At 59.1% G+C, this 21,454-nt stretch carries 20 protein-coding genes; 13 read left to right on the plus strand and 7 right to left on the minus strand.

The window, feature by feature from the left end:
• Positions 1–19: 19 nt before the first annotated feature.
• Positions 20–1,585, plus strand: coding sequence for a murein biosynthesis integral membrane protein MurJ (gene murJ / locus QMN23_RS07175; protein WP_282002972.1), 1,566 nt, complete (start codon positions 20–22; stop codon positions 1,583–1,585).
• Positions 1,582–2,139 carry a methylated-DNA--[protein]-cysteine S-methyltransferase gene (locus tag QMN23_RS07180; RefSeq protein ID WP_282002973.1) on the plus strand — a complete coding sequence of 186 codons (558 nt, stop codon included), beginning with the start codon at positions 1,582–1,584 and terminating at the stop codon, positions 2,137–2,139. Before murJ ends, QMN23_RS07180 begins: the two co-directional genes overlap by 4 nt.
• Positions 2,140–2,409: 270 nt before the next feature.
• Here QMN23_RS07180 and mazG read toward each other — a convergent pair whose 3' ends face one another.
• Entirely contained in the window at positions 2,410–3,204 is a 795-nt protein-coding gene (gene mazG / locus QMN23_RS07185; RefSeq protein ID WP_282002975.1) for a nucleoside triphosphate pyrophosphohydrolase, read from the minus strand.
• Between the two features lie 73 nt (positions 3,205–3,277).
• Positions 3,278–4,384, minus strand: coding sequence for a tRNA guanosine(34) transglycosylase Tgt (gene tgt / locus QMN23_RS07190; RefSeq protein WP_282002977.1), 1,107 nt, complete (start codon positions 4,382–4,384; stop codon positions 3,278–3,280).
• A gap of 640 nt (positions 4,385–5,024) precedes the next feature.
• On the opposite strand from tgt, the gene QMN23_RS07195 reads away from it, so the two are divergent.
• The 5 genes from QMN23_RS07195 to ftsH all read left to right on the plus strand — a co-directional run bounded on the left by QMN23_RS07195 (position 5,025) and on the right by ftsH (position 11,684).
• A complete protein-coding gene (locus tag QMN23_RS07195) occupies positions 5,025–5,687 on the plus strand; it encodes a succinate dehydrogenase cytochrome b subunit (protein WP_282002978.1) in 663 nt (220 codons plus the stop codon).
• A 10-nt stretch (positions 5,688–5,697) separates the two neighbouring features.
• Positions 5,698–7,611 carry a fumarate reductase/succinate dehydrogenase flavoprotein subunit gene (locus tag QMN23_RS07200; RefSeq protein WP_282002980.1) on the plus strand — a complete coding sequence of 638 codons (1,914 nt, stop codon included), beginning with the start codon at positions 5,698–5,700 and terminating at the stop codon, positions 7,609–7,611.
• Positions 7,611–8,369, plus strand: coding sequence for a succinate dehydrogenase/fumarate reductase iron-sulfur subunit (locus tag QMN23_RS07205; protein WP_282002982.1), 759 nt, complete (start codon positions 7,611–7,613; stop codon positions 8,367–8,369). The genes QMN23_RS07200 and QMN23_RS07205 overlap by 1 nt, the downstream gene beginning before the upstream one ends.
• 537 nt (positions 8,370–8,906) lie before the next feature.
• Positions 8,907–9,545 carry a CRISPR system precrRNA processing endoribonuclease RAMP protein Cas6 gene (cas6, locus tag QMN23_RS07210; protein WP_282002983.1) on the plus strand — a complete coding sequence of 213 codons (639 nt, stop codon included), beginning with the start codon at positions 8,907–8,909 and terminating at the stop codon, positions 9,543–9,545.
• Between the two features lie 279 nt (positions 9,546–9,824).
• Positions 9,825–11,684 (plus strand): ATP-dependent zinc metalloprotease FtsH, encoded by a 1,860-nt coding sequence (gene ftsH / locus QMN23_RS07215; protein ID WP_282002985.1) that lies wholly within the window; start codon positions 9,825–9,827, stop codon positions 11,682–11,684.
• Here the strand turns inward: ftsH and QMN23_RS07220 are convergent.
• Positions 11,674–11,838 (minus strand): hypothetical protein, encoded by a 165-nt coding sequence (locus QMN23_RS07220; protein ID WP_282002986.1) that lies wholly within the window; start codon positions 11,836–11,838, stop codon positions 11,674–11,676. The genes ftsH and QMN23_RS07220 overlap by 11 nt on opposite strands.
• Positions 11,839–12,014: 176 nt before the next feature.
• Here QMN23_RS07220 and malQ point away from each other — a divergent pair, with 176 nt between their 5' ends.
• From malQ to QMN23_RS07245, 5 genes are all read left to right on the plus strand, one after another.
• Positions 12,015–13,493: a 4-alpha-glucanotransferase gene (malQ, locus tag QMN23_RS07225; RefSeq protein WP_282002988.1), complete on the plus strand. Its 1,479-nt coding sequence runs from the start codon at positions 12,015–12,017 to the stop codon at positions 13,491–13,493.
• A 116-nt stretch (positions 13,494–13,609) separates the two neighbouring features.
• On the plus strand, positions 13,610–14,896 hold the full coding sequence (locus QMN23_RS07230; RefSeq protein WP_282002990.1) for an O-acetylhomoserine aminocarboxypropyltransferase/cysteine synthase family protein: 1,287 nt from the start codon (positions 13,610–13,612) through the stop codon (positions 14,894–14,896).
• A gap of 150 nt (positions 14,897–15,046) precedes the next feature.
• Positions 15,047–15,493: a heme-binding domain-containing protein gene (locus tag QMN23_RS07235; RefSeq protein WP_282002992.1), complete on the plus strand. Its 447-nt coding sequence runs from the start codon at positions 15,047–15,049 to the stop codon at positions 15,491–15,493.
• Between the two features lie 43 nt (positions 15,494–15,536).
• Entirely contained in the window at positions 15,537–16,307 is a 771-nt protein-coding gene (locus QMN23_RS07240; protein ID WP_282002993.1) for a methyltransferase domain-containing protein, read from the plus strand.
• On the plus strand, positions 16,304–16,924 hold the full coding sequence (locus tag QMN23_RS07245; protein WP_282002995.1) for an ACP phosphodiesterase: 621 nt from the start codon (positions 16,304–16,306) through the stop codon (positions 16,922–16,924). The genes QMN23_RS07240 and QMN23_RS07245 overlap by 4 nt, the downstream gene beginning before the upstream one ends.
• Before the next feature lie 274 nt (positions 16,925–17,198).
• On the opposite strand, the gene QMN23_RS07250 is transcribed toward QMN23_RS07245, so the two are convergent.
• Positions 17,199–17,687: an adenosine-specific kinase gene (locus QMN23_RS07250; RefSeq protein ID WP_282002996.1), complete on the minus strand. Its 489-nt coding sequence runs from the start codon at positions 17,685–17,687 to the stop codon at positions 17,199–17,201.
• Positions 17,688–17,715: 28 nt separating this feature from the next.
• On the minus strand, positions 17,716–17,868 hold the full coding sequence (locus QMN23_RS07255) for a hypothetical protein (RefSeq protein ID WP_282002998.1): 153 nt from the start codon (positions 17,866–17,868) through the stop codon (positions 17,716–17,718).
• A 600-nt stretch (positions 17,869–18,468) separates the two neighbouring features.
• Between QMN23_RS07255 and QMN23_RS07260 the strand changes: the two genes are divergently transcribed.
• A complete protein-coding gene (locus QMN23_RS07260) occupies positions 18,469–19,320 on the plus strand; it encodes a rhomboid family intramembrane serine protease (RefSeq protein WP_282003000.1) in 852 nt (283 codons plus the stop codon).
• Here QMN23_RS07260 and QMN23_RS07265 read toward each other — a convergent pair.
• A complete protein-coding gene (locus QMN23_RS07265; RefSeq protein WP_282003002.1) occupies positions 19,301–20,248 on the minus strand; it encodes a zinc metalloprotease HtpX in 948 nt (315 codons plus the stop codon). The two genes, QMN23_RS07260 and QMN23_RS07265, sit on opposite strands and share 20 nt — an antisense overlap.
• Positions 20,249–20,257: 9 nt before the next feature.
• Positions 20,258–21,316, minus strand: coding sequence for a tRNA 2-selenouridine(34) synthase MnmH (mnmH, locus tag QMN23_RS07270; protein ID WP_282003003.1), 1,059 nt, complete (start codon positions 21,314–21,316; stop codon positions 20,258–20,260).
• Between the last annotated feature and the right edge of the window lie 138 nt (positions 21,317–21,454).

Consider the following 21,454-nt stretch of genomic DNA (forward strand, 5'->3'; position numbering starts at 1 on the left):
AATATCGCGGGGAGGCTGCATGTCGGAGAAAAAACATATTGCCCGGGCTGCCGGAGTGCTCGGGTCGGCGACCATTATCTCCCGGATCATGGGGATGGTGCGGGATATGGTCGTTTCCCGCCTGTTCGGCGCCGGGTTCGCCACCGACGCCTTCTTTGCCGCCTTCCAGATTCCCAACATGCTGCGGCGTTTCTTTGCCGAGGGGGCGCTGACCTCCGCCTTCGTGCCGACTTTCTCCGAAAGCTACACGCTCCGCGGGGAAGATGAAGCTCGGGAACTGGCCAATATCTGTTTCACCCTGTTGACCATCGTCATGGCAGGGGTGACCCTGGCCGGGATCATCCTGTCGCCGTTGATCGTCTCGTTGATGTTTCCCGGGTTTCGCGCCGCTCCCGCCAAACTGGAGCTGACCATCTTTCTCAACCGGCTGATGTTCCCCTACATCTTTTTCATCAGCCTCGTTGCCCTTTGCATGGGGATTCTCAATACCGTCCGCCATTTCTTCACCCCTGCCATCTCCACCGTCTTTCTCAATATCTCGATGATTCTTTGTGCCGTGCTGCTGCACGACCGTTTCCAGGTACCGATCACTGCCCTGGCGTTCGGGGTCCTTCTGGGAGGAGTGCTGCAACTGCTCCTGCAACTGCCGGTCCTGGCCCGGAAAGGGTTCGTTCTCCGGCCGCGGTTCCGCTTCGACCACCCGGCGGTGCGGAAAATCGCCCTGCTGATGGGGCCGTCGGTCTTCGGCGTTGGTGTGTACTACCTGAACATTACCGTCGGCAATATCCTCGCCTCGTTCCTCCCCCAGGGGAGTGTCTCCTACCTCTATTACGCCCAAAGGCTCTTCGAGTTTCCCCAGGGTATTTTCACCGTGTCGGTGGCCCAGGCGGTCCTTCCGTCTATGAGTCGCCAGGCGGCGGCCGGCGAACTGGAGGCGCTCAAAGAGTCCCTAACCTTCGGTCTGCGCCTGACCCTCTTCGTGACCATCCCGGCCACTGTCGGCCTGATGGTCTGTTCGACCGCGATTTTCAGTCTTATTTTCATGGGGGGGGAATTCAGCTACGCCAAAGCGGTCAGTTCGGCGGAAGCCCTCTTCTATTATGCGCTCGGCCTGTCGCTGGTGGCTCTTGTTCGGGTACTTGTCCCGGCGTTCTACGCTCTGAAGGATACCAGAACCCCGGTGCTCATCGCCCTTGCCGCCTTCATTCTCAATTTTCTTTTCAGCCTCGTTCTGATGGGGCCGCTCAAACATGCCGGCCTGGCGCTTGCCTCGACCATCTCGGCGGGGGGCAACATGCTGCTGCTGCTCTACTTCCTGCGGCGCAAAATCGGCCGGTTTGGCGGGCGGGGAGTGATCGTCTGCGCGATCAAGGCCATTCTGGCTGCCTTGCCGATGGCGGTCATCGTGAACTGGGCAGTGGGGCTGGTCGACTGGTCGCTTGCCGGGCACAAGGCTGAAAAAGCAGGGGTGCTGCTCGGGGCGGTCGGTGGCGGTGTCGTGGTGTTCATGCTGTTTGCCAGCCTTGTCCGCAGCGAGGAGGCTCGGGATATGGTAGCATTGGTGAAAAGGAGGTTCGGACGATGAGCGCAATTTTGCATGATGGCGTTGTCTGGTGGTCGATTTTCGCCACGGCAGTCGGCTTCGGCGGTGTCGTGGCCAATGAAGCCGGGCTGGTCGAGGTCGATCTTCCTTTTCTGGTCCCCGATCGCGATACCATGGCGCGGCGTCTTGCGGCGCGTTATCCGGCCGCTGGCGGAGAAAATCCGCTGACGCGACAGGCGGCGCAATTGCTGGCAGATTATTTTTCCGGCAGGCCGGTCCGCTTCGACGTACCGTTGGCCGAGCGGCGCTTTACGGTATTCCAGCGTGAAGTGTATGGTTTGGTACGGCAGATTCCCCGGGGCGAAGTCCGCACTTATGGCGAAATCGCTGCGGCGCTCGGCCGGCCGGCCGCCGCCAGGGGGGTAGGGCAGGCGATGGCCCGCAATCCGTTGCCGATCATAATCCCCTGCCATCGGGTGGTCGGCGCTGCCGGGCAGCTGACCGGCTATTCCGGGGCAGGAGGGGTAGATTCGAAACGGTGGCTCCTGGCTTTGGAACGATCGGCCCCGGCAAAGGACGATAAGGGAATTCAGTAGGTTATGCACAGGCGGCGGATTCGTCCCGGCCGTTTTTGCCCCAGTGACGATATCCGGCCTTTGGGTGGGCAGATAGTAGAGGTGGGAGTGCTAAAGTTTAATAAAAACAGCATGTTGAAGTCTGGCTAAAAAATAGGCAGAAGGTAAAAACCCCCTAATCCCGTATCTGTTTGATTTTTTATCCACACTGTTATGCACAGGTTTTCCACAAGATTTGTGGAAAATTGGTTACAGTATTGAAAAGTTTCGTGGATTACCTCGCCTCCCCACTCAACCCTCCAGCCGTTCGAGCCCTTTTGCCTCCTCCCAGAGTCGCTCCATCTCCTCCAGCGATGCCTCTTTCATGGTCGTGCCACGGTTGTGCAACGCTTGTTCAATGTGGGTGAACCGCCGGGTGAAGCGCGCAATCGTTTTGCGCAATGCCTCCTCGGGGTCGATGGAAAGAAACCGGCCGAGGTTGACGAGCGCAAAGAGCAGATCGCCGAGTTCCGCCTCCATCCGTTCCTGATCGCCAGCGAGCATTGTTTCCTCGAACTCTCGCAGTTCCTCCATTACTTTGGCAAAGACTTCATCGACATGGGCCCAGTCGAAGCCAACCCGGGCGGCCTTTTCGGTAATTTTTTGGGCTTTCATCAGCGCGGGGAGGTGTGGTGGGATGCCGGCCAGGGCGGATTTACGCTCGTTTGCCTTTTCCTGTTGTTTGAGCCGTTCCCAGTTTTCCGACTGCTCGTCGCTGGTCCTGATGATCTGTTCGCCGAAGACGTGGGGGTGCCGGCTGACCAATTTCCCCGCCAGCGCTGCCAGTACCTCGTCCATCGAGAATGCGTGCTGCTCTTCGGCAATCACCGCATGGAACACCGGTTGAAGGAGCAGGTCCCCCAACTCTTCCTTGAGCATTGCCGGTGACCGGGCGTCGATCGCCTCGATCACCTCATACGCCTCTTCAAGCAGGTAGCGCTTCAGACTGTCGTGGGTCTGCTCTGCATCCCACGGACAACCGCCCGGACCCCGCAGACGGCGCATTATCGCCATGATTCGGTCGAAACCTTGTTGCTCATTGTTCATTGGATCGCCTCCGGGCGGTAGTGGCGGCCGGCGTCGGATATCACCCGGTCGGCGCAGGCGCCTTGTGCCAGTGTTATTTCCCCTTCAGATACGAATCGAGAAATGTCCGTTTGTATTCGGAAAAGCGCTCTTCCTCGATCGCGCGGCGGATTTCAGCCATCATGTTCAGATAAAAATGAACATTGTGGATGCTGGACAGGATGGCGGAGAGGACCTCATTGGCGTTGAAAAGATGGTGCAGATAGGCGCGGGTAAAATTGCGGCAGGTGTAACAACTGCAGTTGGGGTCAACGGGGTAGAAATCGCGACGATATTTCCGGTTGGTCAGCCTGATTCTGCCGCGATTGGTGAAGAGCGTGGCGCTCCGGGCATAGCGGGTTGGGATTACGCAGTCGAACATGTCGATGCCCCGTTCGACGCTTTCGAGGATATCCTCCGGCAAGCCTACGCCCATCAGGTAGCGAGGCTTATCGTCGGGAAGGAAAGGAGCGGTGTATTCGACAACCCGCTTGAGCAGTTCGAGCCCTTCGCCGACCGACACCCCGCCGATAGCGTAGCCCGGAAAGTCCATCTGGACGAGTTCCTTGGCGCACAGTGCCCGCAGGTCCTCGAAAACGCTTCCCTGGACAATGCCGAAGAGCGCTTGGTCTTTTCTGGTATGGGCTTTCTTGCACAGTTCCGCCCAGCGGAGGGTTTTCCGGGTCGAGATGGCGGCGTATTTCCGGTCGCACGGATAGGGGATGCACTCGTCAAACGCCATGATGATATCGGCGCCGAGCGCTTCCTGGATCGCCATCGCCCGGGCCGGATCGAGGAAAATTTCCTCGCCGGTGATTTCGTGGCGGAAATAAGCCCCGTCGTCGGTGATCCGCTTGTTGGGGAGTGAGAATACCTGGAAGCCGCCGGAATCGGTCAGTATCGGCCCGTCCCACGCCATGAAGGCGTGAAGGCCGCCGGCTTTGGCAACAAGATCTTCGCCGGGGCGAAGGTGGAGGTGATACGTGTTGCTGAGGATGATCTGCGCCCCGGTTTCCCTCACCTGGGTGGGGGTCATCGCTTTCATGGCGGCGTGGGTGCCGACCGGCATGAAGATTGGGGTTTCGATCACCCCGTGGGGGGTGACGAGCGTCCCCCGACGGGCACTGGTGTTTCGCTCCCTTTTCTTGAGAGTAAATTTCATATTGCCTTTTCGGGACGGGTGGATTACAACAATCGGAAAATATTAAAAACGACTTAGACGACGTCCCGCCTTCCCGCATGTTTGGCCACGGTTTTAACAGAACGGGTGTGAAAAAGCAACCTTGCAGACAGAACAGAACTGCAGCGCCTCCTTGGCGCTCCGGTCCTGAAGCCCTGTCGGCAGATATCTATCCACTGCTGTTAATGAGACGATGGCTGTCTGACTCTGCCACTAGAAAAATATTGTAGGAAAAGTACCGATCGAGCGGTCGGACAAACGGAAGCCTCTGCGATGGAGGTGATGTGCCGAATGCGGATGGATGCCGGATTTGCGCCTCATCCCGTGTGAAATTTTTATTGCAATTTCCTAAAACGATGTTTAGTATACAGTATACAGTATGAAATCTTAGAAAATATTCATTACTCGTGGTGTTTGACTGCTGCTGATGGCTGGAAATAAATCCTTGCAGGGAGGGAACTATGGACAATTGTAAGGAGTGGCGGGCGCCGCCCGTGAGAGAGCTGAGTTTTCCCGTAAGGTTGTCATGAGCCGGCTGCTGTCGCGGTGACAGCGGCGGTCCATAGCCCAGTGACCAAGCCTGTATCCTAGAAAACACGACTTCACGTAAAGGGACACCATTATGCAATTGTTAACGAGCAATGTGGGAAGAAAAGTTTTGATGGCGATTACGGGACAGTTCCTCGTACTGTTCATCGTCATCCATATGCTTGGGAATTCTTCCATCTTCATCCCGGGGGGGATCAACGCGTATGCCGAGCATCTGCATAGCCTGCCGCCTCTCGTGTGGGGGTTCCGCGGCATCATCCTTGTTGTTGCGGCAATCCACATTATTTTCGGTGTGCAGCTGAGCCTCGAGAACCGGGCCGCTAATGCCGACAGCTATGCGGTGAAGAACCTGAAACGGGCCACGCTGTCCAGCCTGAGCATGCTCTATACCGGGCTGCTGCTGCTTACCTTCATCATCTATCACTTGCTCCAGTTTACCATCCATGCTACTCCCGATGTCGTTATGGGGATTGATGCACAGGGCCGCCCCGACGTCTTCCATATGGTGGTCGGCAGCTTCCAGCATGGCATCATCGCCTTCATCTACATTGCTGCCATGGTGACGTTGTTCATGCATCTTGCCCACGGCATCCAGAGCTTCTTTCAGACGATGGGGTGGAACAACGACAAGACACTTCCGGTTATCGGCAAGATCGGCAAGGTTGTGGCGGTAGTCCTGCTGCTGGGCTATGCGTCGATCCCGCTCTTCATCGTTTCCGGCATTCTGAAAGGTTAGGGGGTTCATAGTGATACTCGACGGTAAATGTCCGACAGGACCAATTGAGAAAACGTGGGATAAGCACCGCTTTGACATGAAGCTGGTAAACCCCGCGAACAAGCGTAAGTATAAAATCATCGTCGTTGGTACCGGCCTTGCCGGTGGCGCTGCCGCTGCATCCCTCGGGGAGCTCGGCTACAACGTCGAAGCTTTCTGCTATCAGGACAGCCCGCGGCGTGCCCACAGTATCGCCGCCCAGGGTGGGATCAACGCCGCCAAGAACTATCCCAATGACGGTGACAGCATCTACCGGTTGTTCTACGACACGATCAAGGGTGGCGACTTCCGCGCCCGTGAGGCTGACGTCTGGCGTCTGGCCCAGGTGTCGAACAACATTATCGACCAATGCGTCGCCCAGGGTGTTCCCTTCGCCCGCGATTATGCCGGTTACCTCGATAACCGCTCCTTCGGTGGCGCTCAGGTGTCCCGGACGTTCTACGCCCGCGGGCAGACGGGCCAGCAGCTGCTGCTCGGCGCCTATTCGGCCCTGGCCCGCCAGATCAAGGCCGGAACGGTCAAGATGTTCCCCCGGACCGAGATGCTCGATCTGATCGTTGTCGATGGTGAGGCCAAAGGGATTACCATCCGCGACATGATCACCGGCGAAATCCGTACCCATGTTGCTGACGCCGTCGTACTCTGCACCGGCGGTTACGTCAACGTGTTCTACCTCTCCACCAACGCCATGGGGTGCAGCGTTACCGCCATCTGGAAAGCGCACAAGAAAGGGGCGTTCTTAGCCAACCCCTGCTACACCCAGATCCACCCGACCTGCATTCCGCAGCACGGCGAGCATCAGTCGAAACTGACGCTGATGTCCGAGTCGCTTCGGAACGACGGCCGTTGCTGGGTGCCGAAAAAGCATGGCGATCATCGGGCGCCGGGCGAAATCCCCGAAGAGGACCGCGACTACTATCTTGAGCGGAAGTATCCTTCCTTCGGTAACCTCGCACCTCGTGACATCGCCTCCCGGGCAGCTAAAGAGCAGTGCGACGACAACCGTGGTGTCGGACCGGGCGGCCGGGGCGTGTACCTCGACTTTGCCGCCTCCATCAAGCGCCTCAGCGAGGACACCATCCGCGAGCGGTACGGCAACCTGTTCGAAATGTATGAGAAGATCACCGACGAGAACGCCTACAAGGTGCCGATGCGCATTTACCCTGCACCGCACTACTCGATGGGTGGCCTCTGGGTCGACTACAACTGCGAAAGCAACGTCCCCGGTCTGTTCGTCCTCGGTGAGGCGAACTTCTCGGTCCACGGGGCGAACCGCCTCGGCGCCAGCGCCCTCATGCAGGGCCTTGCCGACGGTTACTTCGTCATTCCGTACACCATCGCCAACTATCTGGCGAAGACCTCTCCGGGCAAGGTGAAGGCCGATAATGCCGAGTGCAAGAAGTCGGTTGAGGATGTTAACAACAACCTCAAGAGACTGATGTCGATGAACGGCAAGCGGACCCCCAGCGATTTCCACCGTGAGCTGGGCAAGATCATGTGGGAAAACGTCGGGATGGCCCGTAGCGAGCAAAGCCTCAAGACCGCCCTGCAGGAGATTCCGAAACTCCGCGAAGAGTTCTGGAAGAACCTCAAGGTCAGCGGCAGCGGCGCCGACTTCAACCAGCAGCTGGAAAATGCCGGCCGGGTGGCGGATTTCTTCGAATTTGCCGAACTGATGACACGCGACGCGCTCCATCGCAACGAGTCGTGCGGCGGCCACTTCCGTGTCGAACACCAGATGCCTGATGGCGAAGCCAAGCGGGACGACGAGAACTACTGCTACGTCGGGGCCTGGGAGTTCAAAGGGGTCGACAAGGAGCCTGAACTGCACAAGGAGCCGCTGAAATTCGATAATGTCCATCTGGCGATAAGGAGCTACAAATAATGAGCCACGAAAATACAATGACTCTTACTCTCCATGTTTGGCGGCAGAAGGGGCCGAAGGAACCGGGAAAGTTCGAAACCTACGAGGCGAAGAACGTCAGCCCGGACCAGTCGTTCCTCGAAATGCTCGATGAGGTCAACGAAGAACTGATCCTGAAAGGCCAGGAGCCGATCGCGTTTGACCACGACTGCCGGGAAGGGATCTGCGGCATGTGTTCCCAGGTCATCAACGGCATCCCTCATGGCGGCCTGGAGCGGACCACGGTCTGCCAGCTGCACATGCGGATGTTCAAGAACGGTGATGCCATCTATATTGAGCCGTGGCGTGCCCGTGCCTTCCCCGTCATCAAGGACTTGGTCGTCGACCGGGGTGCCCTTGACAAGATCATCCAGGCTGGGGGCTACACCTCGGCGCATACGGGTGGTGTTGCCGACGGCAATGCACTGCTCATTCCGAAGGACGTGGCTGATTACGCCATGGACGCCGCCGAGTGCATCGGCTGCGGGGCCTGCGTTGCCGCCTGCCCCAACGGTTCGGCAATGCTCTTCACCTCGGCCAAGGTGGCCCAGCTTGCGGTGCAGCCGCAAGGGAAGGCCGAAGCTGCTCGCCGTGTAACGGCGATGACCGAGGAGCTCAAGGACCAGGGCTTCGGCAACTGTACGAACCACTATGAGTGCCAGGCTGCCTGCCCCAAAGGGGTTGACGTGAAGTTCATTGCTAAGTTGAACAGGGAATATCTGAAAGCATTGTTCAAATAGCATGGCTTCCCGAATGTTCGGAAAACATTCGGTACTGTGGTAGAGTGAATGGGGCGGATTTGTTGATCCGCCCCATTCTTCTTTTGGCGGTGCGCACCTCTAAACCGGTACCCCGTGCCGAGTTGTCGCGCCGCCTCTCTTCTGCGCGAGAGGTGAGGCGGTCGCTTGCAGCCGTGGCAAAGGACCGAAGGGGAGGGCGTCGCCAGGTCGACGGTCTGCTGTTCAGTCGGCAAGGGGAGCGCCGTGCCAATTTCGTTTGTCCGACTCCGCATTACTGCCACCCTCACCCAGGACATGGCTGACCCTTGGGCGTTGTTCCGCTGTCGAGAGCCGTTCGCTGAAGCGTTCCGCCGCTCTTCAGCCTGCGCCGGTATCGGGAGCTGTCCCTCCTGCGCCGCGGGCGGAGATTGTCCATATCCCCAGTTGTTCTCCCAGCAATTGAGTGCCGATCCCGCCGGAGTCAAGCGCCACCAAAAGCCTCCGCTTCCTTTTGCATTTTCTTTCCCGACCCTTCCCGCTACGCCAAATAAGAGTGCGATGTTCACGTTTGAGCTGGCAGTTCTCGGTGGGGCAATCCAACATCTCGATGCCTTTGTGGCTGCGCTGCATGCCCTCTTGCCGGGGCGCACGGAGCAGGAAGGCCGGGGCATCGCGCTGGAGAAAATCGTCACGGTCGGTTGTTCCGGGGAAGAGCAGGAGTTGGCTTGGGATAAGCTGGGAAGGCGTTTGCGGACCCCGCCGATACTCCTGACGCTGGCCGACCTCCTTGCTGCCCGAATTGGCGGCGGTGACCGCCTGCAACTTGAATGGCTGACGCCAGCGAAGCTGCAACACGAAGGAGCGGTATTGCGGGAGTTTGCCGTCTCAGTATTCTTCAGGGCCTTGCTGCGCCGAATTTCGTCTTTGGCTTTTCATTATTGCGACGGTGAGTTCGCTGTCGATTACAAGTGGCTTGCCGCGCAAAGTGCGAAGATCGTCGAGCGCGACGACACAATCCGCTGGACCGCTTGGGGCGGCGGGCGGGACGCAAAATTAAGCGGCCTGCTCGGTACTACGGTTCTGTGTGGAGAATTAGAGGAGTTCCTGCCTTTTCTCGTGGCCGGCGAGTTATTCCACCTCGGCAAAGGAGCGTCGTTCGGCCTCGGCCAGTACCGGCTCCGGGATTGCTCCCGGTAATGTGCTACACTAGTTTTCATGTGGGGATGCCGGATGGACAGCCGGCGGGCTCCGGCACGGCGGGGACGATGATTTTGTCCTGGCAGGAGCTCGGAGACTTGGAGTAGTTGTGCTTCAGCCCGTTGCCAATGTCGCTTGCCGGAATTGGTTACCGAATTGGCGCTGCCGGAGCAAAATGAACCTTCTTCAGCCGAAAACTGCATCTTGAGCGGATAACACACCATGTAATGGACACTGTGCCGGAACAAAAGCCGGCTGGTGCGCCGGAAGGAGCTGCTGATGGGACAGTCGGTCTGGAAACCGATGTTGTGGGTGTTCATCCTGATTCTGGCGTTTAATGTCATTTATGGCTATGTCGCACAACAGGGCACGGCGGAATCCTTGGCAATTTCCTACAGCCGGTTTCGCGATGAACTGGCCGCAGACAATGTCAAGAGCGTTACCCTGAAAGGGAACGCCCTCAGCGGCGAATTCAAGAACAAGATCAGCGTCGGCGGACCGCCGGAGGGAAAAGGTCCGGCACGGCAACTGAACCGTTTCACCACCGTTAAACCGAGCATTGATGACCCGACATTGATGGCCGATCTGCAGGCGAAAAAGGTGGAGGTGACTGCCCAGTCGACGGAGACATCGCCTTTTGTTAGCGGTTTGATCTATCTGCTTCCGTGGCTGCTGATCATCGGCATCTGGTGGTTTGCCATGCGTGGGGTAAAAGGTCAGGGGCCCGGTTCGGTAATGGGGAGTTTTTCCAAGTCGGGCGCCAAAATTTATGGGCAAACGGAAAAGATGTCGGTGACCTTCGACGATGTTGCCGGGATGGAAAATCCGAAAACCGAGCTACGGGAAATCGTCGACTACCTGCGCGATCCGAAGCGGTTCCAGCGCATCGGCGGCAAGGTACCGAAGGGGGTGTTGCTCGTCGGCCCGCCGGGAACGGGGAAGACACTCCTGGCCCGGGCGGTCGCCGGAGAGGCCGGCGTAATGTTCCTCAGTATTTCGGCCTCCCAGTTCATTGAAATGTTTGTCGGCGTCGGGGCGGGCCGGGTCCGCGACCTTTTTGCCACGGCCAAGAAATCGGCCCCGAGCATTATCTTCATCGACGAGCTGGATGCGGTCGGTCGGAGCCGGGGGGCCGGCCTCGGTGGCGGGCACGACGAGCGGGAGCAGACCCTCAATCAGCTCCTCTCCGAAATGGATGGCTTCGATTCCCATGACGAGGTGATCGTCATGGCGGCGACCAACCGCCCCGATGTCCTCGACCCTGCCCTGCTGCGACCCGGCCGCTTTGATCGGCACGTGGTCATTGATCGTCCCGATTGGCGCGACCGGGAGAAGATCCTGCAGGTCCATACGCGAAAAGTCCCCCTCGACAAGGATGTTGATCTGGCGGTGATTGCCCGGGGAACTCCGGGGATGACCGGCGCCGATCTGGAAAACCTCGTTAACGAGGCGGCGATCCTGGCGGCCAGGGAAAATGCCCCGACGGTCACCATGTTCCATATGGAGCAGGCCAAGGACAAGATCCTGATGGGCGGCGAGCGGAAGATGTACATTACCGATCAGGAAAAGCGGATCACTGCCTATCACGAGGCGGGGCACACCCTGGTTGCCAAATGTCTGCCGGGGACCGACCCGGTGCATAAGGTGACCATCATCCCGCGCGGCCAGGCACTCGGGGTTACCCAGCAACTTCCCGAGGACGACCGTTACCATTACTCCCGGACTTACCTGATGAACCGGCTTGCCGTCGCCCTCGGCGGCAGAATTGCCGAACGGCTCGTGTTCGGCGATCTGTCGACGGGGGCGCAGAACGACCTGAAAATGGTCAACGACTTGGCTGAGAAAATGGTTTGTCAGTGGGGAATGAGTGAAAAAATCGGCGCTATGACCTTCAGCCGGGGAGAAGAGCATCCTTTCCTCGGCCGCAAACTGGCCGAAGAAAAGACCTTTTCGGAACAGATGGCCTGGCTGATCGATCAGGAAATTGCCGCTATCATCAAGGAGGCCGAACTGAAGGCCGAAGAGGTGATCGCGGCAAACCGGCCAAAGCTCGACGCCCTGGTCGACGCTTTACTGGAGGAGGAAACCCTCGACGGTGCCCGGATCGATCAAGTGATCGACGCCACGCTCAATAAATGATGATGTAGCCGTGTTGCTGGGCGATCTTGGAGATTTCCAGGGTGTCCTGGATATGGTAGGTCTTCCCTTCGAGGGTGAAAGTGTAACCTCCGGTTTCGTCCGGGGTTGCGCTTTCAACAAGCGTCTCGAACAGCGCGGTCTTGATCGTTTCCATGGTAATGCTGCTCCTTGAATGGAATACGGTTGGTAGCGGCCCGCTGACCGGTCGCCGAACGATACCTGTATACACTATTTTCCCGTCCGGGGCTAACATTTTCCGTGTGGCCCTCTGCCTCGGTCCTGCTTTGCCGGGTGGACTTGCCGGCGCTCCCGGCAGAAAGAGAGTCGTTCATGAATCGCAATCGCCGGTGCGGCATTCTGCTGCATCCCACCTCGCTGCCCTGCCCCGGGGGGATCGGCACCCTGGGGCAGGAGTGCCGTTATTTTCTCGATTATCTCGAGCGGGCCGGCCAGCGCCTGTGGCAGGTACTGCCGCTTGGGCCGGCTGCCTATGGCAATTCACCCTATTCATGCTATTCGGCGTTTGCCGGCAATCCACTGCTGATCGACCTCGAACAGCTGGTGGCAGATGGCGATCTCGATGCGCTGGTCGATGACGTCGATTTCCCTGCCGGCCGGGTCGATTTCGCACTGGTTGAAGCCGGCAAACTGACGGCGCTGCGAACGGCGGCGGCCTGCTTCCACGGTCAGGCCGAACGCGAACGCAAGGAGGAATTCTGGCGTTTTTGCGATACGACGCCGTGGCTGCACGATTACGCCCTGTTCATGGCTCTCAAGGATCATTTCAAAGGAAAGAGCTGGAATGCTTGGCCCGCTGAAATCGCTCACCGGGAACCGGCCGCGCTGGAAAAGTACTCAATCAGGCTTGGGCCCGCCATTGGCGAGCAGAAGTACATGCAATGGCAGTTTTTTCGCCAATGGCAGAAGATCAGGGACTACGCGGCAGGCAAGGAGATCGAGATCCTCGGCGATATCCCGATCTTTGTCGCCTTCGATTCGGCTGATGTCTGGGCATATCCACAACTCTTCCATCTCGACGAGAAGGGGCGTCCAACGGTGGTAGCCGGCGTTCCTCCCGATTATTTCAGTGCGACGGGCCAGCGATGGGGAAATCCGCTCTACAACTGGGAGGCGTTGGCAAGCAGTGGTTACCGGTGGTGGATCGACCGTTTCCGGGGGGCATTCGAGCTGTACGATAGCGTGCGGGTCGACCATTTTCGGGGCTTTGCCGCCTACTGGGAGGTACCGGCCAAGGAAAAGACCGCGGTCAATGGTCGCTGGGTTCCCGGTCCGGGAGCACAGTTGTTCGATACCGTGATCGGCGAGCTCGGCCAATTGCCGCTCGTCGCCGAAGATCTGGGCCTGATTACCCCTGATGTGGAAGAGTTGCGGGACCGGTACCGCTTCCCGGGGATGAAGATTCTTCAGTTCGCCTTCGATTCCGGTGCCGGCAACCCTTACCTTCCCCATAATTATTGCCATGATTGTGTCGTTTATACTGGCACCCATGACAACGATACCTCGATAGGCTGGTTCTCTTCACTGGCCGCGCAGCAAAAGAAGAAAGTGCTCGCCTATACCGGCACCGCCGGCACCGATATCGCCTGGGAGATGATCCGGCTTGCTCTCTCGTCGGTTGCCGATATGGCGATCTTGCCGCTCCAGGATGTGTTGCGGCTCGACGGCTCGGCCCGCATGAACCTGCCGGGGACCCCGCAGGGAAACTGGTCATGGCGTTATGCCGGTGATCAGCTGACCGACAAGGGGGCCCATGCGCTGGCGGATCTTGTTAAGTTGTACGGCCGATAGGAGAACTTTTTTGCCGGATTGGAATAAACTTGACAGCCGAGGTAGTAAACAATATTCTTGTCTGAAAAATTCTTTACTATAGCCATGTGGTTTTGTGGCGTAGAAAGGAGCGTACCATGTCAGATCCGAAAACGGGTTTTGCTACCCAGGCGCTGCACGCGGGACAAGTTCCGGACCCGGCGACGCTGTCACGAGCGGTTCCCATCTATCAGACTTCATCCTATGTCTTCACCAGTTCCGACCACGCGGCCAACCTTTTTGGCCTCAAGGAATTCGGCAATATCTATACGAGGATCATGAACCCCACCTGCGATGTGCTGGAAAAGCGCCTGGCAGAGCTCGACGGCGGCGTCGGTGCGCTGGCCCTGGCGTCAGGGCAGGCGGCCATCACCTATGCGGTGCTCAATATCACCCGGGCGGGGCAGAATATTGTCTCGACCAACAGTCTTTACGGCGGCACCTATAACCTCTTCCACTACACGTTGCCAAAGCTCGGGATTACGGTGAAGTTCGTCGATACTGCCGATCCGGAGAACGTGCGCCGGGCCATCGACAGCGAGACCCGGCTCGTCTACCTGGAGACGATCGGCAACCCGAAAAACAACGTCGACGATTTTAAGGCGATCGCAGCAGTCGCCCATGGCGCCGGCGTGCCGTTCATGGTCGACAATACGGTGGCGACACCGTATCTGTTCAAGCCGCTTGACCATGGTGCCGACATTGTCATCTACTCGTTGACCAAGTTCATCGGCGGTCACGGGACGAGCATCGGCGGAGCAGTGGTCGATGGCGGCACCTTCCCGTGGAACAACGGCCGGTTTCCCGAGTTCACCGAGCCCGATCCCTCTTACCACGGCCTGCAGTACTGGGAGGCGCTGGGGAATCTTTCCTACATCCTCAAAATGCGGGTGACGCTGCTGCGGGATATGGGGGCTTGCCTGGCGCCGTTCAATGCCTTTCTCTTCCTCCAGGGACTGGAGACCCTGCCGGTCCGGATGGCGCGGCATGTCGAAAATGCCGCCGCTGTGGCAGCGTGGCTCGACAACCATCCGCTGGTCAGCTGGGTGAATTACCCCGGTTTGCCAAGTCATCCCGATTTCGTTCGGGCCAGCCAATACCTGCCCAAGGGAGCGGGGGCGATTGTGGGTTTTGGCATCAAGGGCGGGCTTGAAGCGGGGAAAAAATTCATCGACAACGTCAAACTGTTGTCGCACCTGGCAAATATCGGCGACGCCAAGTCACTGGTGATCCACCCGGCTTCCACTACCCACCAGCAGTTGAGCGAAGAGGAGCAGGCTTCGGCCGGGGTCTCGGCCGACTTTATCCGCCTGTCGGTCGGCATCGAAGACGTCGCAGACATTATTGCCGATATCGAGCAGGCGCTTAGCGCCTCCCAACGGTAGGCTACCGATCACTGCCTGCGGGAACGGGCGACCTTTGACGGTCGCCCGTTTTTTTTGCTGGCTATTGTACGGTAGGGATAAATGTATTACCTTTATTAGGCCGGCTGGCGGCCCGTGGTTTGCCGCGAGCGGGAATGAAAGGAGGGTTTCATGGTCAGACTGGGCGCGAAATTGATCGGTATCATTGTGGCGGCGGGATTCGGCCTGCTGGTTCTTATCCAGCTGGTGCCCTATGGGAGAAACCATGCCGATCCGTCGGTAATGAACGAGCTGCCGTTTAATTCGCCGGAGACGAAAGCGCTGGTCCGCCGGGCCTGTTTCAATTGTCACAGTAACGAAACAGTTTGGCCTTGGTACGCGTCGATAGCACCGGTTTCCTGGCTGGTCCAGCACGATGTGGACGAGGGGAGGAGCAAGCTGAATTTCTCCGATTGGCTGGGGACCAGGGAAGGGGAAAGGATCAACAAGATCAAGGACGAAGTTGAGGAGGGGGAAATGCCGCCTTTCGTCTACCGGCTCGCCCACCCCGAAGCACGCCTGAGCGACCGGGAACGGCAGCAGCTTCTTGATGGTCTGGCCGTGACGATCAGGCGGTAATTCTCCCGAGCGGCCGGCAGCGGGGCCGGTCGGGGAGGCGTCGATGCCGTGGCAACCCGAGCAGTATCTCAAATTTCAGGATGAGCGTTATTTGCCGTTCGAGGATCTCTTTCCCCTGATCCGGGTGCGTGCCGGCTTGTCGGTGGTCGATCTCGGCTGCGGCAACGGCGAGCTGACGCGTCGGCTGGCGGATCGCCTGCCGGAGAGTACGGTGCTCGGCGTTGACAGTTCGCCGACAATGCTGGGAAAAGCCCAACCGTTTGTCCGCCCCGGTCTTGATTTCGCCCTCCGGGAGATCGCCGCACTCCGGGGTACGTGGGACCTGGTTTTCTCGCATGCCGCGCTCCACTGGCTTGACGATCACCGGCGGCTGATTCCCCGTTTACTGGCGCTGGTCAGGCCCGGTGGGCAGGTGGCGGTCCAGGTCCCGTCCAATCACCGCCATCTCGCCCATCTGCTGATCATCGAGACGGCCAGCGAAGAGCCGTTCCGCAGCGCACTTGGCGGCTGGCTGCGCCATTCGCCGGTGCTGGAGATCGACCAGTATGCCGAACTGCTCCATCGGGCGGGCGGCACCGATCTGACCGTCTTTGAAAAGGTCTACCCCCACCGGTTGGCCGATGCCGATGCCATTGCCGAGTGGACGGCAGGGAGTACGCTGGTACCGTATTTCGAGCGGTTGCCGCAAGAGCTGCACGAGCCGTTCCGGGAGCGCTACCGTGGCAAACTGCGGCGGGCCTATCCTCCCGGTCCCGTCCTCTATACCTTTCGCCGCATCTTCTTTGCGGCCACGGTCAAGGGGCCCGACCGGTGAATTTTCTCGCCCACTTAGCGCTTTCCGGCAACGAGCCGGAAATCCTCGTCGGCAATCTGATGGGCGATTTCGTCAAGGGCCGGCTTGGTGGACGATATTCGGGCCGGCTGCTGGCGGGACTGGAACTGCACCGGAAGATCGACTCTTTTGCCGAGAATCATCCGGGCTTCGTCCGCAGCAAACGCCGCCTTGACTCGTCGCTCGGCCACTACCGGGGGATTCTGGTCGACCTGTTCTTCGACCATTTCCTTGCCAGTGAGTGGGATGCATGGTACGGCGAGCCGCTCCCTTCGTTTATCCGCGCCGCCGAGGAGACGGCTCGGCGATATACGGCGCTGCTCCCGGCGCGCCTTCAGCAGCTTCTGCCCGCCATTTTCGGCGAGTGGCTGCCGGTTTACGAACAACTCGCCGGAATCGACCTGGTACTCGCCCGGATGGCACGCCGGGTTGGGGGGAGCAATCCCCTCGCTGCGGGGAGTGCCGAGCTGCGCCGCCATTATCGCGAGCTGCAGGACGATTTCCGTTCGTTTTATCCGGATGCCTGTACCTTCGCTGCTGCCTTTATTGCCGAACGGGCAGCCCTCGACCGCGAACGATTGTTGTCGCCTGAGACGTGAAACGCCCCGGGCTGTGATATAATCTGAGCAGTGGGCGACGGCAGTCCGCTGAAGGCCCGGTTGCCCGGTGAGGGGCTTCGATGCGGTGGTTCCTCTGGTTATACGTGGCCAGTGTCGACGTGGCGCTGTTTTCGGTGATGTACCTGATCTTCCGGTCGATGCGGCCCAAATAGCGAGCCTGCATCTGCAGGCAGCAAAAAGGGACATTGAGCTTGTTCCAAATCAATGTCCCTTTTTGCTGCCTGCTGTCGTTGTATACGGTGTACTGCCGAACCTAGCGTTTGTAACCGATATTCCTGAGAAATTCCCGCCGCTGCCGTCGGTCTTCGTCTGTCTCCACTCCTTTTGGGGGAAAGCCGTCGATGACCCCGAGCACGCCCCACCCCTGATCGGTGGAGGCGACAATTACCTGCAACGGATTGGCGGTGGCACAGAAAATCCGGCAAACCTCCGGGCAGGCTTTGAGCTGGTTGAGGATGTTGATCGGGTACGCTTCACGGAGGAGGATGCAGAAAACATGGCCGGCACCGATGGCCTGCAGGTTCGAGACACAGTTCTGTACCAGTCCGTCGTCATTTCCTTCGGTGCGAATCAGGCACGGCCCCGATGCTTCGGTGAAGGCGATGCCGAACTGCGCCCGGGGGACGGTGGTGACGATGATCTCGTATAGATCTTCGGCCGTCTTGATGAAATGGGTCTGACCGAGAATGAGGTTGCATCCTTCGGGAATGGTTACGGAAATAGCATGGATCTCCAGGTTCATCACTCTCCCCTCCTGACGGTGGTGCCGGCTATTCGTCCTTTGGCCAGCGGTGCATACAGTAGGGGCATTCCTTCACGTCGGTGGGAATGGTATCCCGCAGTTGTTCCTTTTCACGGCTCGCCGTGCAGTTTGCTGAAGGGGGGAATGTGTGGATGGTGCCGTCTTTGACGAAGTAGAGCATGGGACAACTCCTTTCCTGGAATGGCTAGCGGCGAGTTGTGAGGGCGCTTGAAACACGAGTGCTGCTTTCGCCGTTTGATAGCTTACCCTCAAATATATGCTCCACAGAGAGCGTTTCGTCAAGAGCGAGGACCAAAATACAAAAAACCCGGAAAATCCGGGTTTTTTGTAAAGCGGGTGTCGCGTCGGGGTTCTTTATCCCAATCCGTCGGTGAAGGGGGCGCAGGCCTCGCTACCGCGCTCCTTGCGGGCCGCGGCACCTGGTGACTGTTTCCGCTTCCCTTTTTCAAGAGGTATTACGCTCCTGGCGGATGGAATCGACACGGCGTCTTCAGCGTGACCTCACGCGACACTCAAACTGTCAGAGAACATCTTTTGTAATTATAATACTCCTTTGTCGGCAAGCTGTCAAAAAGGCTGCCGCCGCCAAGTCGCATGGGGCGGGCGTTTAAAGCCGATTCGTCCGATGCGCTTTTCAGGGATGGCTGCCATCGCTTGCAGTGTTGCCCGTTCCACGGTAGGATACGCTCACCGGTGACGGCCAGCGCTCCATGAGCAGCATCGAGGCCCGGCGGTTCAATCCCTGCTGAGAGGACTTTCCATGACCGAAACCGAGCGTCGCTCGCTCCTTTGTCCCAACTGCCACCGACTTATCAGTCGCGATGAACCGCTTTGCCCCTACTGCGGGACCAAACGTCCCGGTTCGTGGTTGAAAAACAACCCGTTCACCCGGGCCGCCGGCAATGCCGACTGGCTCATTTCGGCGATTATTACCGTCAACGTGATCATGTACGTGATCTCGCTGGTTATCAGTCGCGGGCTTCCCGGACATGGCTACGGGCTGCTTTCCGCGCTTTCACCCGACGAATACAGCCTGTTGATCCTCGGCTCCACAGGGGTTGTGCCGATCGACCGTTACGATCGTCTCTGGACCCTTCTTACCGCCAATTACCTCCATGGCGGAATTTTTCATATCCTCTTCAACATGATGGCGCTGCGCCAGATTGCCCCGCTGGTCGCCCGGGAGTATGGGCCGTGGCGGATGTTCTCGATCTACACGATCGGCGGCGTCATCGGCTACCTGGTGTCCTACTGGGCCGGCGTGGGCTATACCATCGGCGCTTCGGCGGCCATCTGCGCCCTGATCGGCGCCATGCTCTACTATGGCAAAAGCCGGGGGGGGGTATATGGACAAGCAGTTTTTCGCGAGGTCGGAGGCTGGGTGGTCGGGTTGTTTCTCTTCGGGCTGATCGTTCCGGGAATCAATAACTGGGGGCACGGCGGCGGCATTGTCGGCGGGGTCCTGATCGGCTTGGCACTCGGCTACAGCGAAAAGCGGCGCGAAAATCTTTTTCACCGGTTCCTTGCCGGATTCTGCATCCTGGCAACCATCGCCGCACTGGTGCTCGGTCTTTTGAGCGCCTTCTACACCGTCAATGCCACAACCCTGTGAAATGCCGGCGAGGCTTCCGGCGTATCGCCTCGGCGGCGGGAAAGCAGGGGCCGCCATCGTCGGGGCAGATCAATCGAGCGCCCGGCGGCTGCAGCTGCGCCTCGAGCGTCCGGAGGCGTTCGATCCGCTCGCCAGTGAGGGGATGGGTGCGGAGCAGCGACGGTTGTAGTTGTCCCTTGCCGAGCATCCGGCTCTGGGCGAGGAGTCGCTGCTGGTAGTCTTCCAGCTTCGCCAGGGCGGCCGCAAGACCGGCCGGGTCGCCGGAAATCCGCGAGCCGTCAAGGTCGGCCTCGTATTCGCGGGTCCGGGAAAGGGATAGCTGGAGCAGGGCGCTAGCCGTCGGAGCGAGCATCATCAGCAGCAGGGGAATCCAGGGGAGCGAATTCTGCCCCAGGAGGAAGAGCGGAAGGTTGACGAGTACCAGGAGCTGACCGAACAGCGACAGCATGCGGGTTACCCGGCTCATGACGTCGGCCAGGCTCATTACCCAGGTATCGCTGTTGCGGATATGGCTCAGCTCGTGGCCCAGCACTCCCACCAGTTCCCGGTAGGTGAGCAGTCGCAATAGTCCGTCCGCCACGGCAATGGCGGCGTTATCTCCCTGGCCGACCGAGAAGATGAGGGGGGCAGCGCTCGGGATGTAGTAGAGCTGGGGTAGCCTGGCAAGATCGGCCTGTGCAGCAAGCTGCCGGACGCTTCGATGGAGTTGCGGAGCCTCCTCGGCGGTAATGGGGCGGGCCCGGTACATCCTGAGGATGAGGGTGGGGAAAACCCGAACACTGACTACCAGCGGGATAACGCCGACCAGCAGTACCCAGATCATGCCGTAAATTCCGGCGAAGAGCCAGCCGAGAGCCAATAAGAGCGCCATCATCCCGGTCACCAGGAGAATCGAGCGCAGTAGATTGTGCCAATGGAGGCTGCTCACGGATTTTTCCTAGGCGGCATGCGGCGGCCCGGGAACGGAACCGGCTGCCGGGAAGTACCTCGCGAGAAACTGCGTCAGCTGACGGGTGGCGTCGGCAAAATCTTCCAGGGTGATGGTTGTTTCAGGGGCCCACTCCCGGGTCTTGTAATAAAGCTTGTCGTAATAGTGGTGGATCAGCCCCTCCATGAACGGCTCCAGTTCCCATCGCTCCAGGTAGCCGCCGATTTCTCCCCCCTTGTCCCCCAGTTTTTTCCTGATCCGGCCCAGCGCTTCCACCATCCCGGCGCGATATTCCGGCCGGCCGTACTCTTCGATCAGCCGGGCAACGCGTGTGGCGAGCGATGCCTCGCACCAGATTTTCACGCTGTTGGCCATCGTTTCGTAGAGATTGCCCGGTAGCGACATCTTGCCGATCCGGCGGCTTTCTCCTTCGAGGATGATCGGGCTGGTTGCCGGCAGCAGGCGAAAGGCATTCCAGAGCAGGGTCTCGAACCGCTTCTGGGAAAGCTGCTGTTTGAGACCCAGCTCGCCGAAGGCCGAGCCCCGATGACAGGCGAGCCCTTCCAGGTCGATCACGGAAAACCCTTGTTCGGCCAGGCCGAGAATGAAGGTGGTTTTGCCGATCCCGGTCATGCCGTGGAGCACCACCAGCGGGGCGGGGGGTGAAAAGGGGCTGAAAAAGGAAACCACTGCGTTGCGGAACGATTTGTATCCCCCTTCGAGTTGGAGGGCGTAATGACCGGTAAGGTCGAGAATGGAGACGACGGTCTTGCTTCTGAGGCCGCCGCGCCAGCAGTAGACGAGAATCGGCCGCCCGGCCGCGGCGGCGGCGATCGTCTCGACCAGTTGCGGAAAGCGGGGGGCAGTCAACTCCAGACCGCGACGGCGGGCCTCGTGGGGCCCGGTCTGCTTGTAGAGGGTGCCGATCTCGACCCGCTCCTCGTTGGTGAGCAGGGGAACGTTGATTGCGCCGGGGATATGGTCTTCTTCGTACTCAAGCGGGGTGCGCACGTCGACAATCAGGTGGCTGTCGACGAGGGCGGGGCTGAAAGGGACGGTTTTGATCACACTCTTCTCCTTGCAAAGCATTTCATTATACGACCGGATAGCGTCCGAATGCAAGACTGGCGGTGACGGACGTTCCCCTTCCGACTTGCTTTGCCGAGGGTTACATGGTAATAATGGAAAAATTTTTGTCTACTCAAA

This window comes from Geotalea uraniireducens (assembly GCF_027943965.1).
In the GTDB taxonomy this organism is placed as follows: Bacteria; Desulfobacterota; Desulfuromonadia; order Geobacterales; family Geobacteraceae; genus Geobacter; species Geobacter uraniireducens.